Annotated in this window: 19 protein-coding genes; 9 read left to right on the top strand and 10 right to left on the bottom strand. The window is 58.9% G+C overall.

Going from position 1 to position 18920, the window contains the following annotated elements; genetic code table 11:
* Positions 1 to 58: 58 nt before the first annotated feature.
* The gene (locus tag VJU77_00980) at positions 59 to 649 is read right to left on the bottom strand and encodes a hypothetical protein (protein HKP01909.1); all 591 of its coding nucleotides are present in this window, start codon (positions 647 to 649) and stop codon (positions 59 to 61) included.
* Positions 650 to 1133: 484 nt separating this feature from the next.
* The gene (locus VJU77_00975) at positions 1134 to 1685 is read right to left on the bottom strand and encodes a response regulator (GenBank protein ID HKP01908.1); all 552 of its coding nucleotides are present in this window, start codon (positions 1683 to 1685) and stop codon (positions 1134 to 1136) included.
* A 244-nt stretch (positions 1686 to 1929) separates the two neighbouring features.
* Here VJU77_00975 and VJU77_00970 point away from each other — a divergent pair, with 244 nt between their 5' ends.
* From VJU77_00970 to VJU77_00955, 4 genes are read left to right on the top strand one after another with little or no spacing between them, the layout of a single operon-like run.
* On the top strand, positions 1930 to 2553 hold the full coding sequence (locus tag VJU77_00970) for an rRNA adenine N-6-methyltransferase family protein (GenBank protein HKP01907.1): 624 nt from the start codon (positions 1930 to 1932) through the stop codon (positions 2551 to 2553).
* Positions 2550 to 3968 (top strand): class II fumarate hydratase, encoded by a 1419-nt coding sequence (locus VJU77_00965; GenBank protein HKP01906.1) that lies wholly within the window; start codon positions 2550 to 2552, stop codon positions 3966 to 3968. The genes VJU77_00970 and VJU77_00965 overlap by 4 nt, the downstream gene beginning before the upstream one ends.
* Before the next feature lie 4 nt (positions 3969 to 3972).
* Complete coding sequence (locus tag VJU77_00960) at positions 3973 to 4479, top strand: hypothetical protein (protein HKP01905.1); 507 nt, start codon at positions 3973 to 3975, stop codon at positions 4477 to 4479.
* A 6-nt stretch (positions 4480 to 4485) separates the two neighbouring features.
* Positions 4486 to 4860 (top strand): hypothetical protein, encoded by a 375-nt coding sequence (locus VJU77_00955; protein ID HKP01904.1) that lies wholly within the window; start codon positions 4486 to 4488, stop codon positions 4858 to 4860.
* Between the two features lie 74 nt (positions 4861 to 4934).
* Here VJU77_00955 and VJU77_00950 read toward each other — a convergent pair whose 3' ends face one another.
* From VJU77_00950 to VJU77_00940, 3 genes are read right to left on the bottom strand one after another with little or no spacing between them, the layout of a single operon-like run.
* Positions 4935 to 5837, bottom strand: a complete 903-nt coding sequence (locus tag VJU77_00950) for an MBL fold metallo-hydrolase (protein ID HKP01903.1) — start codon at positions 5835 to 5837, stop codon at positions 4935 to 4937.
* Between the two features lie 2 nt (positions 5838 to 5839).
* The gene (locus VJU77_00945; GenBank protein ID HKP01902.1) at positions 5840 to 6730 is read right to left on the bottom strand and encodes a hypothetical protein; all 891 of its coding nucleotides are present in this window, start codon (positions 6728 to 6730) and stop codon (positions 5840 to 5842) included.
* Positions 6731 to 6741: 11 nt separating this feature from the next.
* Positions 6742 to 7842, bottom strand: a complete 1101-nt coding sequence (locus VJU77_00940) for a DUF2891 domain-containing protein (GenBank protein HKP01901.1) — start codon at positions 7840 to 7842, stop codon at positions 6742 to 6744.
* Positions 7843 to 7958: 116 nt separating this feature from the next.
* On the opposite strand from VJU77_00940, the gene VJU77_00935 reads away from it, so the two are divergent.
* Positions 7959 to 8465, top strand: a complete 507-nt coding sequence (locus VJU77_00935) for a cupin domain-containing protein (GenBank protein ID HKP01900.1) — start codon at positions 7959 to 7961, stop codon at positions 8463 to 8465.
* Between the two features lie 28 nt (positions 8466 to 8493).
* A complete protein-coding gene (locus VJU77_00930) occupies positions 8494 to 11391 on the top strand; it encodes a cytochrome P460 family protein (protein HKP01899.1) in 2898 nt (965 codons plus the stop codon).
* Between the two features lie 67 nt (positions 11392 to 11458).
* On the opposite strand, the gene VJU77_00925 is transcribed toward VJU77_00930, so the two are convergent.
* From VJU77_00925 to VJU77_00905, 5 genes are all read right to left on the bottom strand, one after another.
* Positions 11459 to 11611, bottom strand: coding sequence for a hypothetical protein (locus VJU77_00925; protein HKP01898.1), 153 nt, complete (start codon positions 11609 to 11611; stop codon positions 11459 to 11461).
* Positions 11611 to 12393 carry an STING domain-containing protein gene (locus tag VJU77_00920; protein ID HKP01897.1) on the bottom strand — a complete coding sequence of 261 codons (783 nt, stop codon included), beginning with the start codon at positions 12391 to 12393 and terminating at the stop codon, positions 11611 to 11613. The genes VJU77_00925 and VJU77_00920 overlap by 1 nt, the downstream gene beginning before the upstream one ends.
* On the bottom strand, positions 12390 to 12911 hold the full coding sequence (locus VJU77_00915) for a diguanylate cyclase (protein HKP01896.1): 522 nt from the start codon (positions 12909 to 12911) through the stop codon (positions 12390 to 12392). The genes VJU77_00920 and VJU77_00915 overlap by 4 nt, the downstream gene beginning before the upstream one ends.
* Before the next feature lie 444 nt (positions 12912 to 13355).
* On the bottom strand, positions 13356 to 14816 hold the full coding sequence (locus tag VJU77_00910; protein HKP01895.1) for a hypothetical protein: 1461 nt from the start codon (positions 14814 to 14816) through the stop codon (positions 13356 to 13358).
* Positions 14817 to 14872: 56 nt separating this feature from the next.
* Positions 14873 to 15334: a hypothetical protein gene (locus tag VJU77_00905; GenBank protein ID HKP01894.1), complete on the bottom strand. Its 462-nt coding sequence runs from the start codon at positions 15332 to 15334 to the stop codon at positions 14873 to 14875.
* Between the two features lie 246 nt (positions 15335 to 15580).
* On the opposite strand from VJU77_00905, the gene VJU77_00900 reads away from it, so the two are divergent.
* The 3 genes from VJU77_00900 (at position 15581) to VJU77_00890 (ending at position 18894) form a co-directional block, all read left to right on the top strand.
* Positions 15581 to 16180 (top strand): YdeI/OmpD-associated family protein, encoded by a 600-nt coding sequence (locus VJU77_00900; GenBank protein HKP01893.1) that lies wholly within the window; start codon positions 15581 to 15583, stop codon positions 16178 to 16180.
* Positions 16181 to 16324: 144 nt separating this feature from the next.
* Complete coding sequence (locus VJU77_00895) at positions 16325 to 17620, top strand: hypothetical protein (protein ID HKP01892.1); 1296 nt, start codon at positions 16325 to 16327, stop codon at positions 17618 to 17620.
* Positions 17617 to 18894: a hypothetical protein gene (locus VJU77_00890; GenBank protein HKP01891.1), complete on the top strand. Its 1278-nt coding sequence runs from the start codon at positions 17617 to 17619 to the stop codon at positions 18892 to 18894. The genes VJU77_00895 and VJU77_00890 overlap by 4 nt, the downstream gene beginning before the upstream one ends.
* The last annotated feature ends 26 nt before the right edge of the window (positions 18895 to 18920 follow it).

Genomic DNA, 18920 nt, shown 5'->3' with positions numbered 1-18920 from the left:
GGACTGCGCGGGTTTGCTTGGCAACCTCCGCCAGGTTGACCGGTTGCCGCCCCGGGCCTTAGCGCCCGGCCTTGGGAAATGGGTTTCTGGCCACAACCACGAAGCTGTCTGCGCGAGCGTAAGCGATGAACTGTCCTGTCGGGGAATAGGCGACACTTTTGACGTAGGAACTCAGATTGTTGGGATCCTGGGGGAAAAATCCAAGCTGGGACCCATCTTTCACCTTAAAGAAACGAACCACCCCCGCCGCAGCATCGTCGCCCCCGCCCGAGGCTATGACTTGAGCATTGGGCTGGAAAGCCACGGAATTAATCGGCTGATCGCTGGCCGGGATCGTCTTGAGGAGCGTTCCGTCTGAAAAACGCCAGAGCTTAACATTGTAGACCGTTCCATCCTGGCTCGTAAAAAAGCCTCCCGCGAGCGTGGATCCATCGGCCGTGAGCGAAAGCGATTCCACCGTCTCCGAGGCCTCCACCAGCCGTTGCACCACTTTCCCGGTGGCGGTTACAAGAATGATGAGGCCGCCCTGACCCCCGACCGCGAGGTATTGGCCATCGGGAGAAAATTGCGCCGTCGTCGTTCCGTTGCTGTGCGCTACCGTGGGGACGGTCCGAAACCCGTCAGAAACGCGGTAGAAGTTCAGGTTCAAATTATAAGCCTGAACTCCGATGGCGCAGTACTGGGAGAAAAAGCCACGGTATTGACCGAGCTGCCCGAACCAGTTCGGAGGTTAAACGTCCGAATTAACTGCCCGTTTGTCGCCGCCCGCAGTTGATTACCGCCCAAGACCGCTTGCCCGTCGGGGGAAAACGTGACGGCCGTTCCGGCTGAAGGCAATTGCCAGATTACCTCCTGATTCTGGGCCCGCGCTCCGCCGGCCTGGAGCAACAGTGCGACAACAACGAACGATAAGGTGGCGAGGCAGCAGCGAACAGGGAGCTGCGTACTCTTGGGGTTTTTCATGGCGACTCCTTCTCTATTCCTTTTCGTGTTCGCCGCCGACTTTGGACCTCGCGGAGCCGCTCCGGAATAGTAACAGAGCTGTTACCTTCCGGCAGGGTTCGAGTCGCGGAGCGTGCCTCGAAAATGCGCCGAGCCAATCAACCACCAGAGGCCGGCAAAAACCGCTCCGATCAGGCCGCGAGCTTGGCGGCGTCTTTGTGCCCGAGGATCCGGACCGTCTGTTGAAGCTGCTCTACTTTGAGAGGCTTCTTCAGAACCGTGATCGGACCCTTGGCCAGAATCCGGTCGAGCATTTCGCTGTCGGGATAACCGGTGATAACGACAATGGGCAATTCGGGATCAGCTTCTTTCGCGGCCTCGAACACGTCGTCAGCCGGGCCATCCGGCAGTTTCAAGTCGAGGAAAAGAAGATCGAATTTTTGTTTCTCGATCGCGGCGATCGCTTCCTTCACCGTGCCGACAACCACCCGGCTGAAACCGATTTTTTTGAGGAAAATCTTGAAGAGACTCTGGAGGCTTTCGTCGTCATCGACCACGAGCACCGTCGGTTGCCCCGATTTGTCTTCCTTCAAAATGTCCTTGTCGAGCGACGCCTTCTTGATGCGCCAGCGGCCGCCGATTTGAATGGCGGGCAACTGCCCTCGCTGGACCAGGTAATAAACGGTCGGCAACGGGATTCGCAGGTATTTGGCCGTTTCCTTGACCGTCAACAGGTTATGCATTTGAGAAAAACAGCAACTTGCGCGCTAATGGGCAAGCCTTTTCGCTGAAATCAGGATTATAACTTTTATAGTCAATGTCAATTCCTCATTTTTTTGACTTTCCCCCGGGATTTTAGTGAGGCACGCCGGTTTGGGGCGATCCCCCGCCTGCGATCGCCTCCCCGACCCCCTCCGGATCACCCGCAAACCGCCTACATCCCGACTGGACAAGCCGGGGGCGGGGGGTGACTATTCCCCCCTTTCAATGAGCGCTCTCTTCTTCAAGCGGTTTCTCCAGCGGCCGTTCCAAATCGCTTCCATCATGCCGAGCTCAAAGGCGCTCGTGAAACGGGTGGCGCGTAAGATTGATTTCAGCGAACCGCGGGTAATCGCCGAGTACGGGCCGGGCGAAGGCGTTCACTCCCGTGAGATCGCGCGCCGGATGTCGGCCGATTCGCAGCTGCTCCTGTTTGAGCTGGATCCCGCCCTATCCCGGGACCTTCGCCGCCAGTTCGCCAACGATCCGCGGGTCCATGTGATCAACGCCGATGCGGCCCGGCTTCCCGAGGAACTGGAACGCCGCGGCATTCCCCGTTGTGATTACATCCTTTCGGGGATCCCGTTCAGCATTCTTGAGATCAGGAAAAAGCGCGCGCTCCTCGAGAAAACCTACGAAGCGCTGGCGGACGGCGGCAGCTTCATCATCTACCAGGTCACGAACGAGCTGCGACAGCACGCCACCCTTTTCGATCGCGCGGAATCGGAATACTTCCTGCAAAATATTCCGCCGATGTTTATCACCGTGTTTCACAAGTTGAATCGCCGGAACGGGCATCGCCGTCCTCTTCGGCAGGCCGCGGCGCTCTCCACCAATCATCACTCGGCATGACGTCCGGATCGACCCGAGTCGAGAAGGACTCGATGGGCGAAATGTCCGTCCCGGAGTCCGCGCTTTATGGCGCTTCCACCCAGCGCGCCGTCCTGAATTTCCCGATTAGTGGCTACCGATTTTCGCGCCCCTTCATTCGCGCCCTCGGCTTGATCAAATGGGCCGCCGCCCAGGCCAACGCCGACCTCGGCCTGCTCGATTCTCATCGGACCGCTTTCATCGTCCAGGCAGCGGAAGAGGTGGTCGAAGGGAAGCTCGACGAACATTTTCCGCTCGACATTTTTCAGACCGGTTCGGGCACGAGCACGAACACGAATGCAAACGAAGTAATCTCGAACCGCTCCTGCCAGCTCGCGGGGAAAAAGATCGGCGCCAAAGATCCGGTCCACCCCAACGATCACGTCAACATGGGGCAGTCCAGCAACGACGTGATTCCCTCCGCCATTCACGTCAGCGCGGCGGAACAGCTTCGGCATTGTCTGTTGCCCTCTTTGGAAAAACTGGGGGCGGCTCTCGAAGCCAAGGCGAAGGAATTCCAGAACATTATTAAAATCGGCCGGACCCACTTGATGGATGCGACCCCGGTCCGGCTGGGCCAGGAATTCGGCGGATACGCGCGCCAGATTTTTTATGCTCGCGAACGGGTGGAGCGCGCGGTTTCGGTTCTCGCGGAACTGCCCCTCGGCGGCACCGCGGTCGGCACCGGGTTAAACCGGCACCTGGAGTTTCCCGGCAAAGTGATGCGTCATCTCGAACAGCGCACCGGGATCAAATTTCGCGAAGCCGAAAACCATTTCGAAGCGCAAGGAGCCAAGGACGCAGTCGTGGAAACCAGCGGACACCTGAAAACGATCGCGGTCAGCCTGTTCAAGATCGCGAACGACATTAGGTGGTTGGGAAGCGGTCCCCGTTGCGGCATCGGCGAGATTCGGTTGCCCGCCACCCAGCCGGGCAGCTCGATCATGCCGGGCAAGGTCAACCCGGTTCTGTGCGAATCGCTCATGATGGTTTGCGCGCAGGTGATCGGAAACGACAACGCCGTGACCTGGGCCGGGGCCAATGGAAATTTCGAGCTCAATGTCATGATGCCGGTGATGGCGCACGACCTTCTCGAGAGCATTCGGCTTCTCGGCAATGCCTGCGATGCATTCTGCGAGAAGTGCGTCCTCGGCATTGAAGCAAACGAAGAGCGCTGCCGCGAACTGGTCGAGCTTTCCATGGCGATGGTGACGAGTTTGGCCCCGAAAATCGGGTACGATCGCGCCGCGGAGATCGCGAAGGAGAGCGCGAAAACCGGACGGACCGTCCGCGAAATTTGCCTCGAGCAGAAAGTGCTGCCGCCGGAAGAGCTTGAGCGCGCGCTCGATCCAGTCGGGATGACGGAGCCCGGCGGCGAAGGTTCCGCAGGCGGATAAATCCATGCGCACCCTCATCGCGGGAGCAGCCATGACAGCAATGGTCTGCGCGTTCGCCCCTCTCCTGGCCGCCCAGGAAAAACGGATCGATCTCGTCGCGATCATTACGAAAGCGGACGCTCAAACTGCCCTGGGCGAAGCGGTCAAGGATCCCCAATCGCGGAATGGGGAAGGCGCCGACGGTTACTATTCGCGTTGCAATTATTACAGTGAAAATCCAGGCCGATCCCTCGTTTTGCGGGTCCGCCAGGCGAGTCCGGGCCAGCTCGAACCGAAACAGCAGTTCGATGAAATGAGCGCCGCCAGCCAGAAATCAAAGCCGGTTTCCGGTCTCGGGGACAAGGCGGCGACCGTCAGCGAAGGGCCGGAAAAAGGTCCGTCGCACGGTTTGATGCTCTACGTCGTCAAAGGCGACTTCTTTATCACCGTCGGCATCAGCGGCGTCGACGACGAAAAAAGCGCGACTGAGAAAGCGAAGACTCTCGCGCGCAAAATCCTGAAACAGCTCTAACTCGGAATGGTCGCTAACGTTAATGGTCCCCAATTCTCCGGCGGCGCGAACATCGCGATCAAATGCCCGAGCCACACTTACGATCAGATGCTCGCCTTCTATCGCGACACGCTCGGGTTGCCCTTGATCGAGGAAGAAGATGACGGCTGCATTTTTCAGTTCGGGCCGAACCGGCTCTGGATCGATCGGGTCCCGAACCTGAGCCATCCCGATATCTGGCTTGAGCTGGAAACGAACGACACGGAAGCGGCCGCTTCCTACCTGAAGATCAACGGCGTTCCTCGCCGGGATGAAGTCGAGCAGCTCCGGGAAGATTTCGACGGCTTCTGGATTTCCGATCCCGCCGGCGTCATCCACCTCGTCGTCGGCGACGAGGAATAAATGGAGACGGCCTGCCCTCAGGCCGCTCTTCGATTTTCGATTTTCGATCGCCCTGCTTCCCTAACCTCGACCCCTCACCTCTCCACTTCCTCCGGATGATGCTTGCGCCAATACCGGGTTGCGGCGCTCACGGCCATAAAACTTGGATCGGCTTGCTCGTAGTCGCGCCTCTCCTCTTCCGTAGCCCCGCCTTTCCGTAATTCCTCGACGACGAATTCAGCAAACGCCGTCTTCAATTTTTCCTCGTCGTCGCCGGCACGAAGGCGGTCGCGAAACCAAAGGGACCAGCGGCGGACCCGCTCTTCGAGCGCATCGAGATGCGCGGGGATCGAATCTCGCACCGGTCCAAAGTGGGGAAGAAAAAGCTCGGCCGGATTCAGAGCCCGAATTTTCGCGATCGCCTCCAGCCAGGCTTCGATGTCCAGCTCCGGCGGAACGAACGGCGGCGCCGGAGGACCTCCGCCTAACCGCACGCCGGCGACGTCGCCGCCGAAAAGATTATCTTCCCACTGGTAAACGTGATGATGACTCGCGTGGCCCGGCGTTTCGATGGCCCGCACGGCAAAGGGTGCGACGCGCACGACGTCGTTGTCCTGCAAAACCCGAACTCGCTCTGAAGCGATCGGAGAAAATTTTCCCCAAAGCCGTTCCATTTGGTCGCCGTAAAGCCGGGTGGCGGACGCGACCAGTTTTGCCGGATCGATCAGGTGCGGCGCGCCGCGGGGATGAACGTAAAGGGTCGCGCCGAGCTCGGCGAAGCGCCAGGCGGCGCCGGCATGATCGAAATGAATATGACTCAGAAAGACATGCCGAACGTCGCGAACGCTGAAGCCTCGCTCCGGGAACTGCGCGGCCAGAGTTTCAAAGGTCGATTCCGGGCCGGTGTCGAAAAGGATCAGCCCCTCATTCGTTTCGACTGCGGTGGAAGCGATGATCCCACGGCGCCCGAGATGTTGAGTGTCGAGGACGTGGATCATTCCTATTCTCCTCCGCGCGGCGACAAACTCGGTTTGGGATTCTTCGGCGCCGTTCCCCGCGCTGTCCGCGGCTCGTATTTATCAATCGTCAGCCAATGCTTTTGGCGGACGGCGTAAAATGGAAAGCTGACCACGGTCTTCGCGGTCGCCCTGCTCAACCGAAACAGGCGCGGTCCCCGCGCCGGCTCGAGAAGATAAGTGAACTGAAACGTCGTGACCCGCGCCAGGATCCAAAACAGCTGGCAGGGTGACTGGAGAGCGACATCCATTTTGAGAATGATGAAATCAGACCGGCTCACCCAGATTTTCCCGGCCAGGAGACTGAAGAATCGTTCTTCGCGCGACCGGACGTTCTGACGCGGCTTCGGTTCAAAGGCCAGGACATAGGCACTTTCGCCTCCGACGTTTTCGTCCGGCAATCGCTTCCAGGAATAACGATCCTGCAGGTTGAATTTCCGCACCGCTTCGACCGCGGATTCGGCCTGGTTCTTTTCCTCTTTTTCATCGCGCGGTTTCGGTTTCGGTGAAGGCGCCCTGGCGGGCGAAGACGAAGGCGAGGGTGATGGTGACGGCGACGACGCGCTTTCCGCTTTGAAAAAGGAAAGCTTCCCCTCCATTCGTTCCGCGGTGTATTCGAGCGGTCTCGGATCGCCCGGGCGCACGATCGATTGCCAGGTGCCGCGCGCCACGACTTTACCCGCGGCATCGAACTGATGCGTCGTCAGCGTTTGCTGATATTGCCAATCGCGCAACGCCACCCGCTGATTATCGAAAGAAGTCAGGGCGCGGTCGAAAATTTCGAGCGCGGTCAGTTCTTTTTCTTGCGCTTTCGCTCTCGGGGCGAAAAACAGGAGAACAAAAGCAAGACAGAGACTGAAATGGAATCGACGCATCCGAGCGAAGTCTATTTGGCTGGCTGAATCCCGCGGTGCGTGACCAGATAAACAGCGAAACTGCCCAGCCAATGGCCGCCTTCGTAATGCGCGCCGGTGACCGCCGCCAGGCCCGCGCGCCGATGCGCATCGGCGGCTGACATCAGCGCGGGACGGCGCGCGTCATCCGCGGGAAGCGCGGAGAGAATTCCTTCCAGCATCCAGGCGCGGCTCAAGTTCAAGCCGTCGAGATGAGCCAGCTTCGGATCGCTCGGATCGGGTGACACTGTCACCGGCCACCAATCCGCTCCCGCTTTCGTGGGGATTTGCGGCAAAAAATCCTGAAGCCACTTCGCAAATTCGCCGGGAGCCAGGACCCGGCGCATCGCGTCCGCTTCTCCCAGACAGGGAGAAAGAAAATCCTCGCCGGACGGTTCGTAGTTGAGAGCGCAATTCTTGTCCGCGAGATAAAATTGGCGCGCCTTCTCCGTGAGCAACTTCGCGAACTCCTCATTCCCGGTTGCCCGCGCGTAATCCAGCATGAGGCCGAGGGAAAAACCGGATTGGTTGTGTTCCCCGATGCGAACCGGATGAGAGAGCTTCGGCAGCCAGGCTTTGAGACGCTCGAGCGTCGCCTCTTCGAGCGGACGCAAATTCGCCAGCATCTCGCGCGCTTGCGGATCGTCCCATTCCCGCAGCTCCACGATCAACTGGAGCAACCACGCCAATCCATAAGGGCGCTCGAAACTGGCCCGGCCGTTTCCGCGCAGATACGCGGCTTCCTGTTTGAGATTGCCCGCGGTCAGGCTTTTCCGAAGAGCGGCCCGGGCCGGCGCGGCAAATGGCGCCTCGGGGAAAGTCCGGGCCAGGCGCACGAGCAGCCAGTGCCCGTGCACGGACGAATGCCAGTCGTAACACCCGTAGAAAGCCGGCGTCAGTTTCCTCGGCGGTGCCACATCGGCGTCGCCATTCAAGACGTGACTGAGCTTATTCGGATATTCTTTCCCGACGCACGCCAAAGCGAGGTTCGCGAAACGTTCCGCCGCTGCCGCGTCGAATTTCGGTGAAGCGTCATCCGCCATCGCTCCTGTAGCCGCGAGAAGCAGAAAAACCGGGACCAGCGCCTTCCTCATCGGCGCAATGTAACCCAATCCGCTCCGCGACAAACCGGCTTGACGCCGCGCGGCGAGATTCGCCATTCTGGCGGGCGAAGCCAAGCGCGCTTCGCCAAATCTCAACTCATACCCTTATGAAAAAGATTACTTCCATTCTCTTCCTCGGCGCCAGCCTGGCGCTTTTTTCGGTGGCTTTTGCCGCTGAAGAAAAGGCGAAAACGGAGACCGCCGCGGCGAGTTCCGAGCATGTCATGTATGCAGCCGCCGATTTGAAATGGGGCGACGCTCCCCCTTCATTGCCGGCCGGCGCGAAACTCGCCGTCCTGGAAGGCGATCCGAAAAAGGAAGGATTGTTTACGATCCGGCTGCAAATGCCGGCGGGTTTCAAAATCCCGCCTCACACGCATCCGACGGCCGAACACGTGACCGTGATTTCCGGGACCTGCTATCTCGGCATGGGACCGAAGTTTGACGAAGCCACCGCCAAGACCATGACGGCGGGAGCGTACGCGGTGATGCCGGCTGGAATGCAGCACTTCGCCGGCAGCAAGGAGGGATGCGTAATTCAGGTTCACGCCACGGGCCCGTTCGAGGTCAAGTACGTGAATCCGGCCGACGACCCTCGCACGGCCAAGAAGTAAGAGCTGGCGAAGCTGTCCCCGGGGACGAATGCGGCCGATAACCAAGCGACGGTTGCTGATCCTCGCGGCCGTTTGCGCGGCGGCGGCGGGCTATCTTCTTTTCACCACCGCGGTCTACCCAGAGCCCGGCCGGGTTGAAGGCAAGAGCGCTCCACTTCCACATCCCAGCACCTTTCTTCCCGATCGGCTGCCGGAGTTCCAAAAAATCCTGACCGATTTTCTGGAGCGCTACGATTACCGGAATCTGGGCTGGGCGGAAGACAAAGGCCTGCGCGACACAGGCCCTTTCATCAACAACAAATCCTACGGCGTTCATCCGACCGTTAAGATTTATTATTCGCCGGAGATCATGACCTGGCTCACCGGGGGCCGGGAAGGAACAATTCCCGACGGCGCGATGATCATTAAGGAACAGTACGCCGCGCCGGCCGCGCGCTACCAGCTCGCCTCAAACCCGCCCGCCTCCGGGTTTATCGACTGGACGATCATGATCAAGGATTCCAAGGGATCGAAAGACGGATGGTATTGGGCCGAGATCTGGAAAGGGCAGACGATCGATAACAACAAACCTCCGTTCGCGGTTCCCAATGCCGGCTTCGGATTGTACTGCACCCGCTGTCACACTTCGGCCGAGAAAGAGTTTACCTTCGTTTCCCTGGCCAACATCAAAGGTTTTCCCGGCCAGCCCCTCACCTATTTCACCGATCAATCATGGGCCCCGCAACCCACGCCCACTTCTACGCCGCAACAAGGAATGGGACATCTGGGCAAACCGTTCGGGCAGGTGGGACCGACTCCGCCCGAAGTTCGCGTAGGCCGGCCGCCGCCCCGGAGTCACCACGAAGAAATGGCCCTGCTCGGTCCCCCGGACAAGCCGGTGGAGACCCGTCCTTCGCCCACTCCGAATCCAGCGTTTGTTCGCTTCTACAATTCGATCCGTCCCGTGCCGTTGGCGGAGGTAAAGAAAATCCCGGCCGAGACCTACGATCACATTGTGCCCGATCACAAAGGTCCCCAGCAGTTTCTCACCTCGGATTCGTGCATGGGCTGCCACAGCGCCATTTATTACGGCAACCTCATGGTTTACACGGGCCAAACCCAATCGGATGGGGCGACGCCGGTGATGAACGTCTCGCCCTATGGCGAGTGGCGCTGGTCCCCCATGGGCCTGGCCGGCCGGGACCCGATTTTCTATTCCCAGCTCGACAGTGAGCTGGCTTACCTGAAGACCCTCAAGGACAAGCCGGCAGGAGAAAAGCTCGCTCGCGAAGTAGTGAACACCTGCTTTCGCTGTCATGGCGTGATGGGAAAACGCCAGTTCGATCTCGACCACGGGGGATCGGCTGATTTCGATCGCGAGTTTGTTTACCAGACCGAGATGAAGGACCCGACCTTCAAGTATGGCGCCCTGGCGCGAGACGGAGTCAGTTGCGCGGCTTGCCATCATATCGTCGATGACAAACCGCCGCCGGGGGTGTCCTCCCTGAAATATTTCCTCGATCACTCGATCACCGGCCAGTTCCAGACCGGCAAACCCGACGAGCTGGCGGGCCCGTTCGAAGACAATGTCATTGTCACCGATCCGATGAACAATGTGCTCGGGGCCAAACCGAAGCACGATCCATTTATCAAAACTTCCCGGATGTGCGGCAGTTGCCACACGATCGATCTTCCGGTCGTCGATCAAAAGCCGATCGGCCACAACCTCGAGCAGCTGACTTACCTGGAGTGGCTCAACAGCAGTTACCAGAATGAGTTCGGGCGCGGCGCTCAGGCGCAGACCTGCCAGGATTGCCACATGCGCAGCAGCTACAGCAACTCCGCGGGCACCCTGAAAGTCCCCCTCATCCAGCAGCCGTTCGCTTCCGTGGAGGATGACAACTACCCGGCGGCCGAGCATCGCGCGCCGGCCGACAAGATCCAGGTCCGCTTCCGCGACACCGGCTTCGTCCGGCACCAGTTCCAGGGACTCAATGTTCCGCTGCTCGAAATGTTTTCCCAATTCATGACTGAGGCCACGCCGAAATCCGGTCTCCCTTCCAACGAAGTTTTGGGCGTCCGCCAGAACGATTACATGCTCACGGTGAACGCCGATTTGCCAAACGCGATCGATGCCTTCGTCGAGCAGGCCCAGAATTCAACCGCCTCGATCGCGGTCACGCCGGTCCGGGTCGAGAACGGCAAGCTGATTGCCAACGTGACCGTGACCAACAAGACCGGGCACCGTTTTCCGAGCGGCGTTGGGTTTCGCCGCGCCTTCATCGAGTTCCAGGCGATTGATAACCGGAACAACAAAGTCGTCTGGGCTTCGGGCCGCACCAATGAGCTGGGCATCATCGTCGATGAAAAAGATCAACCGCTGCCCTCGGAGTTTTTCGATCGCTACCAGGACGAATCCGGGAAGAGCCAGCAGCATTATCAGCCTCACTATTACGACCAGGCCGGGCATACGATCACGCGACAGGATCAAGTCCAGATTTTTGAGGAGCTGATGCAGGATGCCGACGGAAACTTTACCACGAGCTTTATCCGCCGGGACACCCCGGTGAAAGATAACCGCCTGTTACCGCTCGGCTGGACCGAGAAAGGACCCGATCCTTCGCTCTCCGGCTTTTTCCTGGAAGCGACTCATCCGCATGCCGTGGGCGAGGACAGCCATTACCGGGATGGCAGCGGAACGAGCGTGGTGACTTACGAAATCCCGCTCAACGGAATCGATCCCGCCTCGCTAACCCTGACCGCGACGATCTATCATCAAAGCATTCCGCCGTATTATTTGAAAATGCGTTTCGACCAGGCGCCGGATTATCCCGCCACCAAGCGGCTCTACTACCTGACGTCCAATCTCAATACGTCGGGCACGCCTCTCGAGAACTGGAAGCTGAAGATTGTGTCGGCAAGCGCTCCGGCGGCTTCAACGCGTTAGGCAATCGAAATCGGTGCGCGTGTCGATGTCCATCGCGCCTTTCTCAAACTTGATCGACGCCACCTCCTCAGGCCTGCGATCCGATCAGGGCCTTGGGTGGCAGATCGACCGGTAACGCCAGCAAGGCGACAAAGCAGGAGCGATCAAAAAGCGTGGGAATACCGAAGCGACAATGGGCGCGACTTTCGCTCGATTTGTAAGCCGCTGCGAACGTCTTCACTAGCGGTTCTCCGAAAAGAGCGCTTCGCTTTTTCGCACCACCCGGATACAGCCGGACTGTTGGAGCGCTTTCGTGCGCTCTTTCACGATATTGGCGAAATCCGTTAGATTTTGTTCTTCCAACCGCTTGATGTCTTCCACCTTCATCCCGCCGATTCGCAACTGTTCCCCGCGATAATTAAAGACATGCTGGATCGAAGTTAGGGTCTTCGGCACGTCCACCGGAAAAAGTGTCCCCTCATGCAGCACTGCAAAGGCGGTGAAGGCCCGCCCATACTTCGATTGAATCGAAATATTCTTGGCCCGCGCGCTCCCGTAAACGTCGTGCACCAGGCTTTGCGAACTGCTTTCAAGGTCCTCCAGCGTTCGCGGAATATAGACCGTGAAGATGCCCACGATTCGATATTGGCTGAGTTCATTGGCACGCTCATACTTAAAGCACCCACTTTCGCCAATAACAAACCCGCCCAAAAAATTGTCAACGTAGCCAAGCGCGAGGGGAGCCGCCGGCGAGAGGAGTTCCTGGATAGTGCGCGCCGCCGAGTCCAGGTTTTCGCTCCGCACCTTCTTCAACGCTTCGATAGACCAGTCGCCATACTTTAACCCCAAGTCGCCCCGCTCAATCCCACCGGTAACTTTCTGTCCAAAGTCGAGCAACATTCTCCCCAGATTTGCGATCTCCCGCCGAAACAGAATCAGAAACAACGCCAGGATCAGCGGGTAGGCAATCTTCCCGAGAAAGCCCAGTATGACCTTGAGTAATTCAATATTAGCAGGACTCATTCGATTGTCGGCGAGGTACGCGGACTTCCCTGTCCCTTGACGTCCCGCAAAGCTTTCTCGGCCCGCAATAACATTGCCGCCATCTTTTCCCCTTGTATCAACTCGATGACCGCAAATCGATAAGAAACAATGATCGGCTCGCTGCCTCCGAGAGCTAGGGCGGGAGTAACTTCGCAATGCTCCCGGAAGGCGTTGAAGAGTTTCGCCGCTGCCCCGGGCTCCAGCGGGAGAAAAAACAGGAACTCATCCCCATGTCGAAAGCGCAGGCTCAAACTCCCTTTAGGCAACCACGAGCGAAGGTTGCTGATGAAAGCTGCGATCACCCGGTCGCCGGTGTCGTAGCTATAAAGATCATTAACAACATGAAAATTCTTCATGTCGAGGACGACGAGCGAATAAGCCTGCTCCTGGACCAAGACAAATTCATGGATATCCCCTACATATTCTATCCGAGGAATAAGGAGCAGCGGATCGAGAGCGCACATCGGCTCCGCGCGATGCATCTTTTGGTCAGTCATCGTCTCATTCACAACCGGAGCGCCCCGTCCGGAACACGCTATCGCGGCCTGAATTCCAGGCAGCCATTTACAAACCGCGTTTCACTGCCGCTAAATCAACTTGTCCGGCGTGATTGGCAAGTCGCGAATTCGTTTTCCGCGACGATCTATTATCAAAGCATTCCGCCATATTTCTTGAAGATGCGGTTCGACTAGGCGCCGGATTCTCCGGCGACGAAACGGCTCTATTATCTGACATCCAATCTCAACACCGCGGGCACGCCGATAGAGAATTGGAAGCTGAAGATTGTTTCGGGCAGTTCTCCGGCAGCTTCAACCCGTTAGGCGCTCGAAGTCGGCGGGCTCCGGAGCCGCCTCGTTGCCAAGTTCCAATTGGAAATGCCGTTGTCTCGGCAGTTGCCCAGCCTGTCGGAGCAGAGTTTCGAAAACAATTGCCCGCAGTCTCTAACTCGTCGTCGGCACCGTCCAATGAGGCGATGCGCCGCCGTTTTCGGCCATCCACTTGAGCGCGGTGATGCTCGGAATAAAGCAGTACAAACCGCCTTTCGTGGTCACGAAGCGGGAAAAGCCGCCCACGGTAACTGGATTGCCCGACTGCCAATAAGTGAAGCTGCTCCCGCCTGGAACATTTCCCAAAAGCGGATCGATCCCGGCCTGGGCCTTGAGTCCCGGGAACGTCCCGCTGTTGACCCACTGAGACATGATGAACTCGAACTGATTGGAGAGCATTGCGCACATGAAATGCCCGGCCAGCCCGCGCGGTTTACCGTCGTCCACGCCTTCGTAGTGCGGCCCATACGCATCGGCTCTGCGCATAATTCGGTGGTTCACTTTATCGCCCACCGAGACGAGCGGGCCTCCTCGCGGATTCGACCGCCTGGTGTGCGCGGAAAAAGGACAGGGCTGTCCGACCGTGTCGGTGCCATAATCGAAATCAGTCAGCTGGATGTCGGGCAACCTGAGGCCGGGCGCGTTCGGCTGAAGAACCACCGGATTCGCATTGCGCCATCTTCCGCACAGCTTGCTGGCCAGGAATTCCTGCGCCGCCTCGTCCCGGCCATCGGCGCTGAGATAAGCCTCAAACGCCGCCACGTCTTGCTCGAGGATGCGAAACGCGCTGAAGGTTCCGTTTTGGCCAAACTCCAGAGGCTGCGGCAGGTTGTAGCTGGTCATGGCGCCGTCGCGGGTGACAAATTGCCAGGCCGGCACGTACGGAAGCTGGTTGGGTCGCGGCGGCGCCAGCCCTACCTCGTCGATGATTGGGTTGGAAATCCCGTCGGTGTATCCGAAATGAATTTTGCGATAGTTCTCTCCACTGATCGGGTCCGTGAAAACATAGGGATCGACATCCCACTCAAGAACGTCGCTGTCCGGCGCACCCGGCGGTGGGATGACCCCGGCAAACATTTCTCGGAGTTGCGCGGAGTAGAGATCGCGATCCTGGGCGGTGTTCGTATACAACGACAGAAGCAGGTGGGCCCGATTCGCATTTGCGGTATTGAGCTTGGTGAGCCAGTTATCCGGACTGTTGGAGCCAACGTCGCCCACGGAGTTAGCAGCCCCGACCGCGCCGCGGAGGAACGAGCTGAAGTTCCCCTGATTGATGCTGAGACTCGCGGGGAGCTCGAGCGCTTCGAGTCCCTGCGCGGTCAGTCCAATGTTGAGCGCATACGCCGGCTTCACGCCCCGGGGCCATCGTTCCGCGCTGGTGATCGACAGCGGGCCTGAACTCGAAGTGAGCGCGGTCAGAAACTCCAACGCAGCCCCGGCCTGGCCGATGGTCAGGACGAAATGCCGGCTCTTGGGCATGTTATACCCGTGCAAAATAAACCCCTGAATATCCGGGAAATCCTCCGGATGAATCTTGAGCGGGTCGGCCTTAGTCGCGGTCAGGGGTTGAGACATGGATATCTCCCGGCGGTGCGGATTGGCTCACGGAGCTGGGCGGCGCGGTAGCGGGCCTAACTCGAGCTCGGGTTCAGAATGTTCTGCACGCTCAGCTCAGGATAGGCGCTATACCACTGCCCCCATGAGTTAGCCGGATTGGTGTTATCGTATTTTTGCACGAGAGCGGCGAACCCGGCTGCATTCTTGGTCACCGGCACCAGGCCGGCCGCGGCCGGATCATCGACCGCCAATAGAAAATTGTCGAAGAATGCGGCGACGGAAGGTTGGTTAACGAAATCCTGGATATAGGCGGCGAAATCGAAGTCGTAAGACGTGATCACCGCGGCGAGGTTGGAAGGGACTCCCGAGGCGTTGTTTTCTGCAAAAACAAAGATGCGTGCAAAATGCACGGTCCCGACGGCGTCGAGGCCGGAAGGGTCGATGGGATTGTTCGCGAGCTGTTGGCGCAGCGTATCCACGAATTCTGCCTTTATGGGAATGATCGCGGTCAGCGCATTTTGGATGGGTGTAGCCATAATTTTCTCCTGGTTGGGGTTGTTTTGTCGGACCTGTTTCCGCCCGGTGAAAAACGATGGCGCGCGGCGGCGCGCGGCAGGGAATTCCAGGGTGGTCCGCTCAGGATTCCGGGATTACGAAGGATTGTAAAGCTTAAACGCAGCGCCCTGGCGGTCTAAAATGACGCGCATCCCGTCTCGCGAAAAATTCTTTTCCGTGACCCGGGGCCTGAGGCAGGTTGGTCGTTGCGCTGCGCGCATTTTCCCATGGAAGTAGGAACGACTCTCTACGTCACGACGCGAAAAGCGTGGCGCGCCTGGCTCCAGAAAAATCACGCGAAGCAGAAGGAAATCTGGCTGGTTTACACCAAGAAACAGAGCGGCAAGGCGCGGATCCCGTACGACGTGGCGGTGGAGGAAGCGCTCTGCTTCGGTTGGATCGATGGGATCATGAAAAGCATCGACGCAGATTATTTCGTCCAGCGGTTCAGCCCGCGCCGGAGCGCGAAGAGTCAGCTCTCGGAAACGAACAAGGAGCGGGTGCGCCGAATGATCCGGGCCGGATTAATGACCCCGGCCGGGATGGAAAAAATTCGCGGCCGGATGAGCGAGAAGTTCGTGCCCGCTCCCGACATCATCGCGGCGCTGAAACGCGATCCGGTCGCCTGGAAAAATTTCCAGCGCTTTCCGAAATGGTATCAGCGCGTCCGCCTCGGCTGGCTCGACATGTCGCGCCACCGGCAGGACATCTTCGAGTCGCGCCTGCGTTATTTTCTGAAAATGACAGCGCTGAACAAGCGCTACGGACAGGTGAACGAGGCGGTAACCAGGGAGCGGCGGTTTACAAACCGCCGAGCGAGTTTGTAGCGCCGCGCTCCAATATGAAATCGGCGATTTCAAATCGCCGCTCCTTGAAGCTTGCGACATGTCACGCTTAAAGATCCCCGGCAGACAACTCCAAGTGAAAGAAGGGCTGTTGTGGCATCAAGCCTTCTAATAATATCAGGCAACTTGAAGACGCGTTTGCTATTCCCTGGAACGGCGTTCGCCATCGGAGTCATAGCGTTTGCGGTCGGTTACCGGACTCCCGGGCCGCTCCGGGCATTGACCACCAAAGTGGAGCCGGCGCCTGAGGTTGTTCGCGTCTCGACCGATCACGCTTCGGTCGCTGGCACCTCGGACACCTTGCGGCGCGACAATTTGCGCGTGGAAGGTTTCGCTAAAATCGGCTTTGCCGAAATGGAGGAACTGTTGACGACGTCTTCGGCGCCGCAGCGAGAGCGATGGGCCCGGGAGTTGGGCGCGCTACCCGATAGCCCTATGAAGCCGATTGCGTTGATCGCTTTCTATACCGCCTGGCTCGACTTCAAACCGGAAGAAGCCTTTCGTTCGCTTCGCAAGTTTCCCGATTTGCTCTACCGCTCAAGCATATTCGACGCGCTCCATGCGGCTGTTCCACCTCCGTTGCTGCCAGAGCTGATCGACGTGATCTCGGAGTTGTCGGAAGCGGAACGGCGCGTCCTTTTGCCCTCCTATCTTGCCGCGCTCGCCCAGACTGACCCGGCGGCGACGGCGCGTTTTCTTAATACGCACCCGAAGCTTGTCTCAGATTCGGATGCGACCGCCCTGATGTCGACCTGGGCACGAGACGACGTCGACGCGGCGAGGAAATGGCTCGACGAAAGCCAATTTCTTAACAACTCGGATGTGCTCCGCTCGCTGGTAGACGCATGGTTCGCGAAGGATCCGGCGGCAGCGCAAGACTACGTCGTCCACCAGGGTGACATCCTGGCGATTGACGCGGCCGCCAATTCTGTCGCTGCTCGTCTCTTCAGCACTTCGCCGGAGCAAACCCGCGAGTTCATCAGGAGGTTCGATGATCCACGCGCGTCATTACTGCTGCTGAACCTGGTTTCCTCCGTGAGCGATGATCAGGTCGCCAATTTGGCGGCGTGGGCCTCCACCTTTCCAAGGTCTGTCGCCGAAGAAAGTCTTGGCTACACGCTAGCGCGCTGGAGCTCTCTTGATCCGAAGCAAGCTCTTGATTGGATTCGAGACAAACCTGTAACCGAGCGCGAATCGCTCGTCGTCCAGATGGTCCGTTCCCAAATGGCGCCCGTAACGCCCGAAATCGCGGCCCTGGCCTACAAGATCCGTGATCCGCAGAAGCGCGACGAAACTCTTTCCATTCTGGTCCGATCCCTCACGGATGGACCCGAGTATGCGACGGAGCAAATTCGCGCCTTCGGATTATCCACTTCGCAGACAAACCACTTGCTGGAGTTGCGGGCTAAAGGGTCAGAATGATGGTCAAGCGATTCATTATTATTGGCTGCTGTGCCCTTGGCGCCTTTGCCTTTGGCCGCTGGCTATCGCCACCCGCCACGGCGCGCGCTCCGGAACCGCGGATGGCGGATTCTCGGGTCGCTATGCAAGACGCGCCGGTTGAATTGCCGCCGCCGGAGCGTGCCGGCCGGGTGCCCTTCGTTGACGTATACCGCAGCCTTCGCTCGTCCAGTGCGGGAGAACACCTCAGGTATCTTCACTCGATCCAGAAACTTCCTGACGGTCCCGATCGCCGCGCGGCGTTGACCGCATTCTTCCAGGACATGGCCAGCCTAAACCCGCAGGAAGCAGCGGACCTTGTTCGACAGGTTGGCAAAGACGATATCGAGCGAGCCGTAAGCGCTGTCCTGGGGGCCACTCCTGCGCCCGATACCCCGGTGCTCGTGAAGATGCTTCTCGATTTACCTGCGGACACTGACCCGAAGTGGCGCGAACAGAGGCTCAAAGGCCAGATGTATTACTGGGCTGCCTTCGATCCGACAGCAGCGCTCCAGTTCGCCGAGCAATACCAGAGTGTCTATCCCGGCCTCGCCGCCGGCGGCATCCTCCACTGTCTCGCGGCCGTGGACCTGCCGACGGCGGACCGCTGGCTCAAGGAACATCCTGATCTTGCCCGGCAGCCCGAGTTCATGAGTAACTACCTGCAGGGGCTTTTTCAGAGTGATCCGGCGAAAGCCCGGCAGTTCCTGATCGAACACGCCACCGACGAAGGAGTGCAGCCCAGTCTGAAAGGGGCCGCTCGTCTCACTTTCCTGAGTTCTGCGGACGACGCTGCTCAATTCATCGATCATCTCCCGACCAGCGACGCCCGTCGGACGGCGCTCGACGGCATCGTCGACACGAACGTTGACCTCTTTGTTAATCGTGAAGCCAGCCGGAGCGAACTTTGCGCGGGCCTGGCAGAATGGGTCACCAAATTCCCGCAGGACGACTGGCCGAATCTCCTGTCGCGATTTCTTGGCAAATGGCGCGAGTTTGATCCGGACGGCTCCGTTAGCTGGATGGCCAACCTCCCGCCGCCAACGCGATCGGCAATCGCACGCGAAGTCGTGCGGGACCTGCCATCGCCCTACCAAATGAAACAGATCCTGACCACGACCACGGGTGACTTTCATCACGACGTCCTCGATGCCGTTGCCAAGAGCTTGTCGCAGGATCCCGACGTCCGAAAAGCCATTATCGAGTCGCTCGAGCTCCCGCCCGAGGAGGCGGCGCAACTCGCGACCGTGCGTTAAGGCGCTCCTTGAAGCTTGTCGACCAT

The organism is Chthoniobacterales bacterium (assembly GCA_035274845.1).
In the GTDB taxonomy this organism is placed as follows: Bacteria; Verrucomicrobiota; Verrucomicrobiia; order Chthoniobacterales; family UBA10450; genus AV80.
The sequence above is the reverse complement of the archived record's forward strand: the minus strand, read 5'-3'. Positions and strand labels throughout refer to the sequence as shown.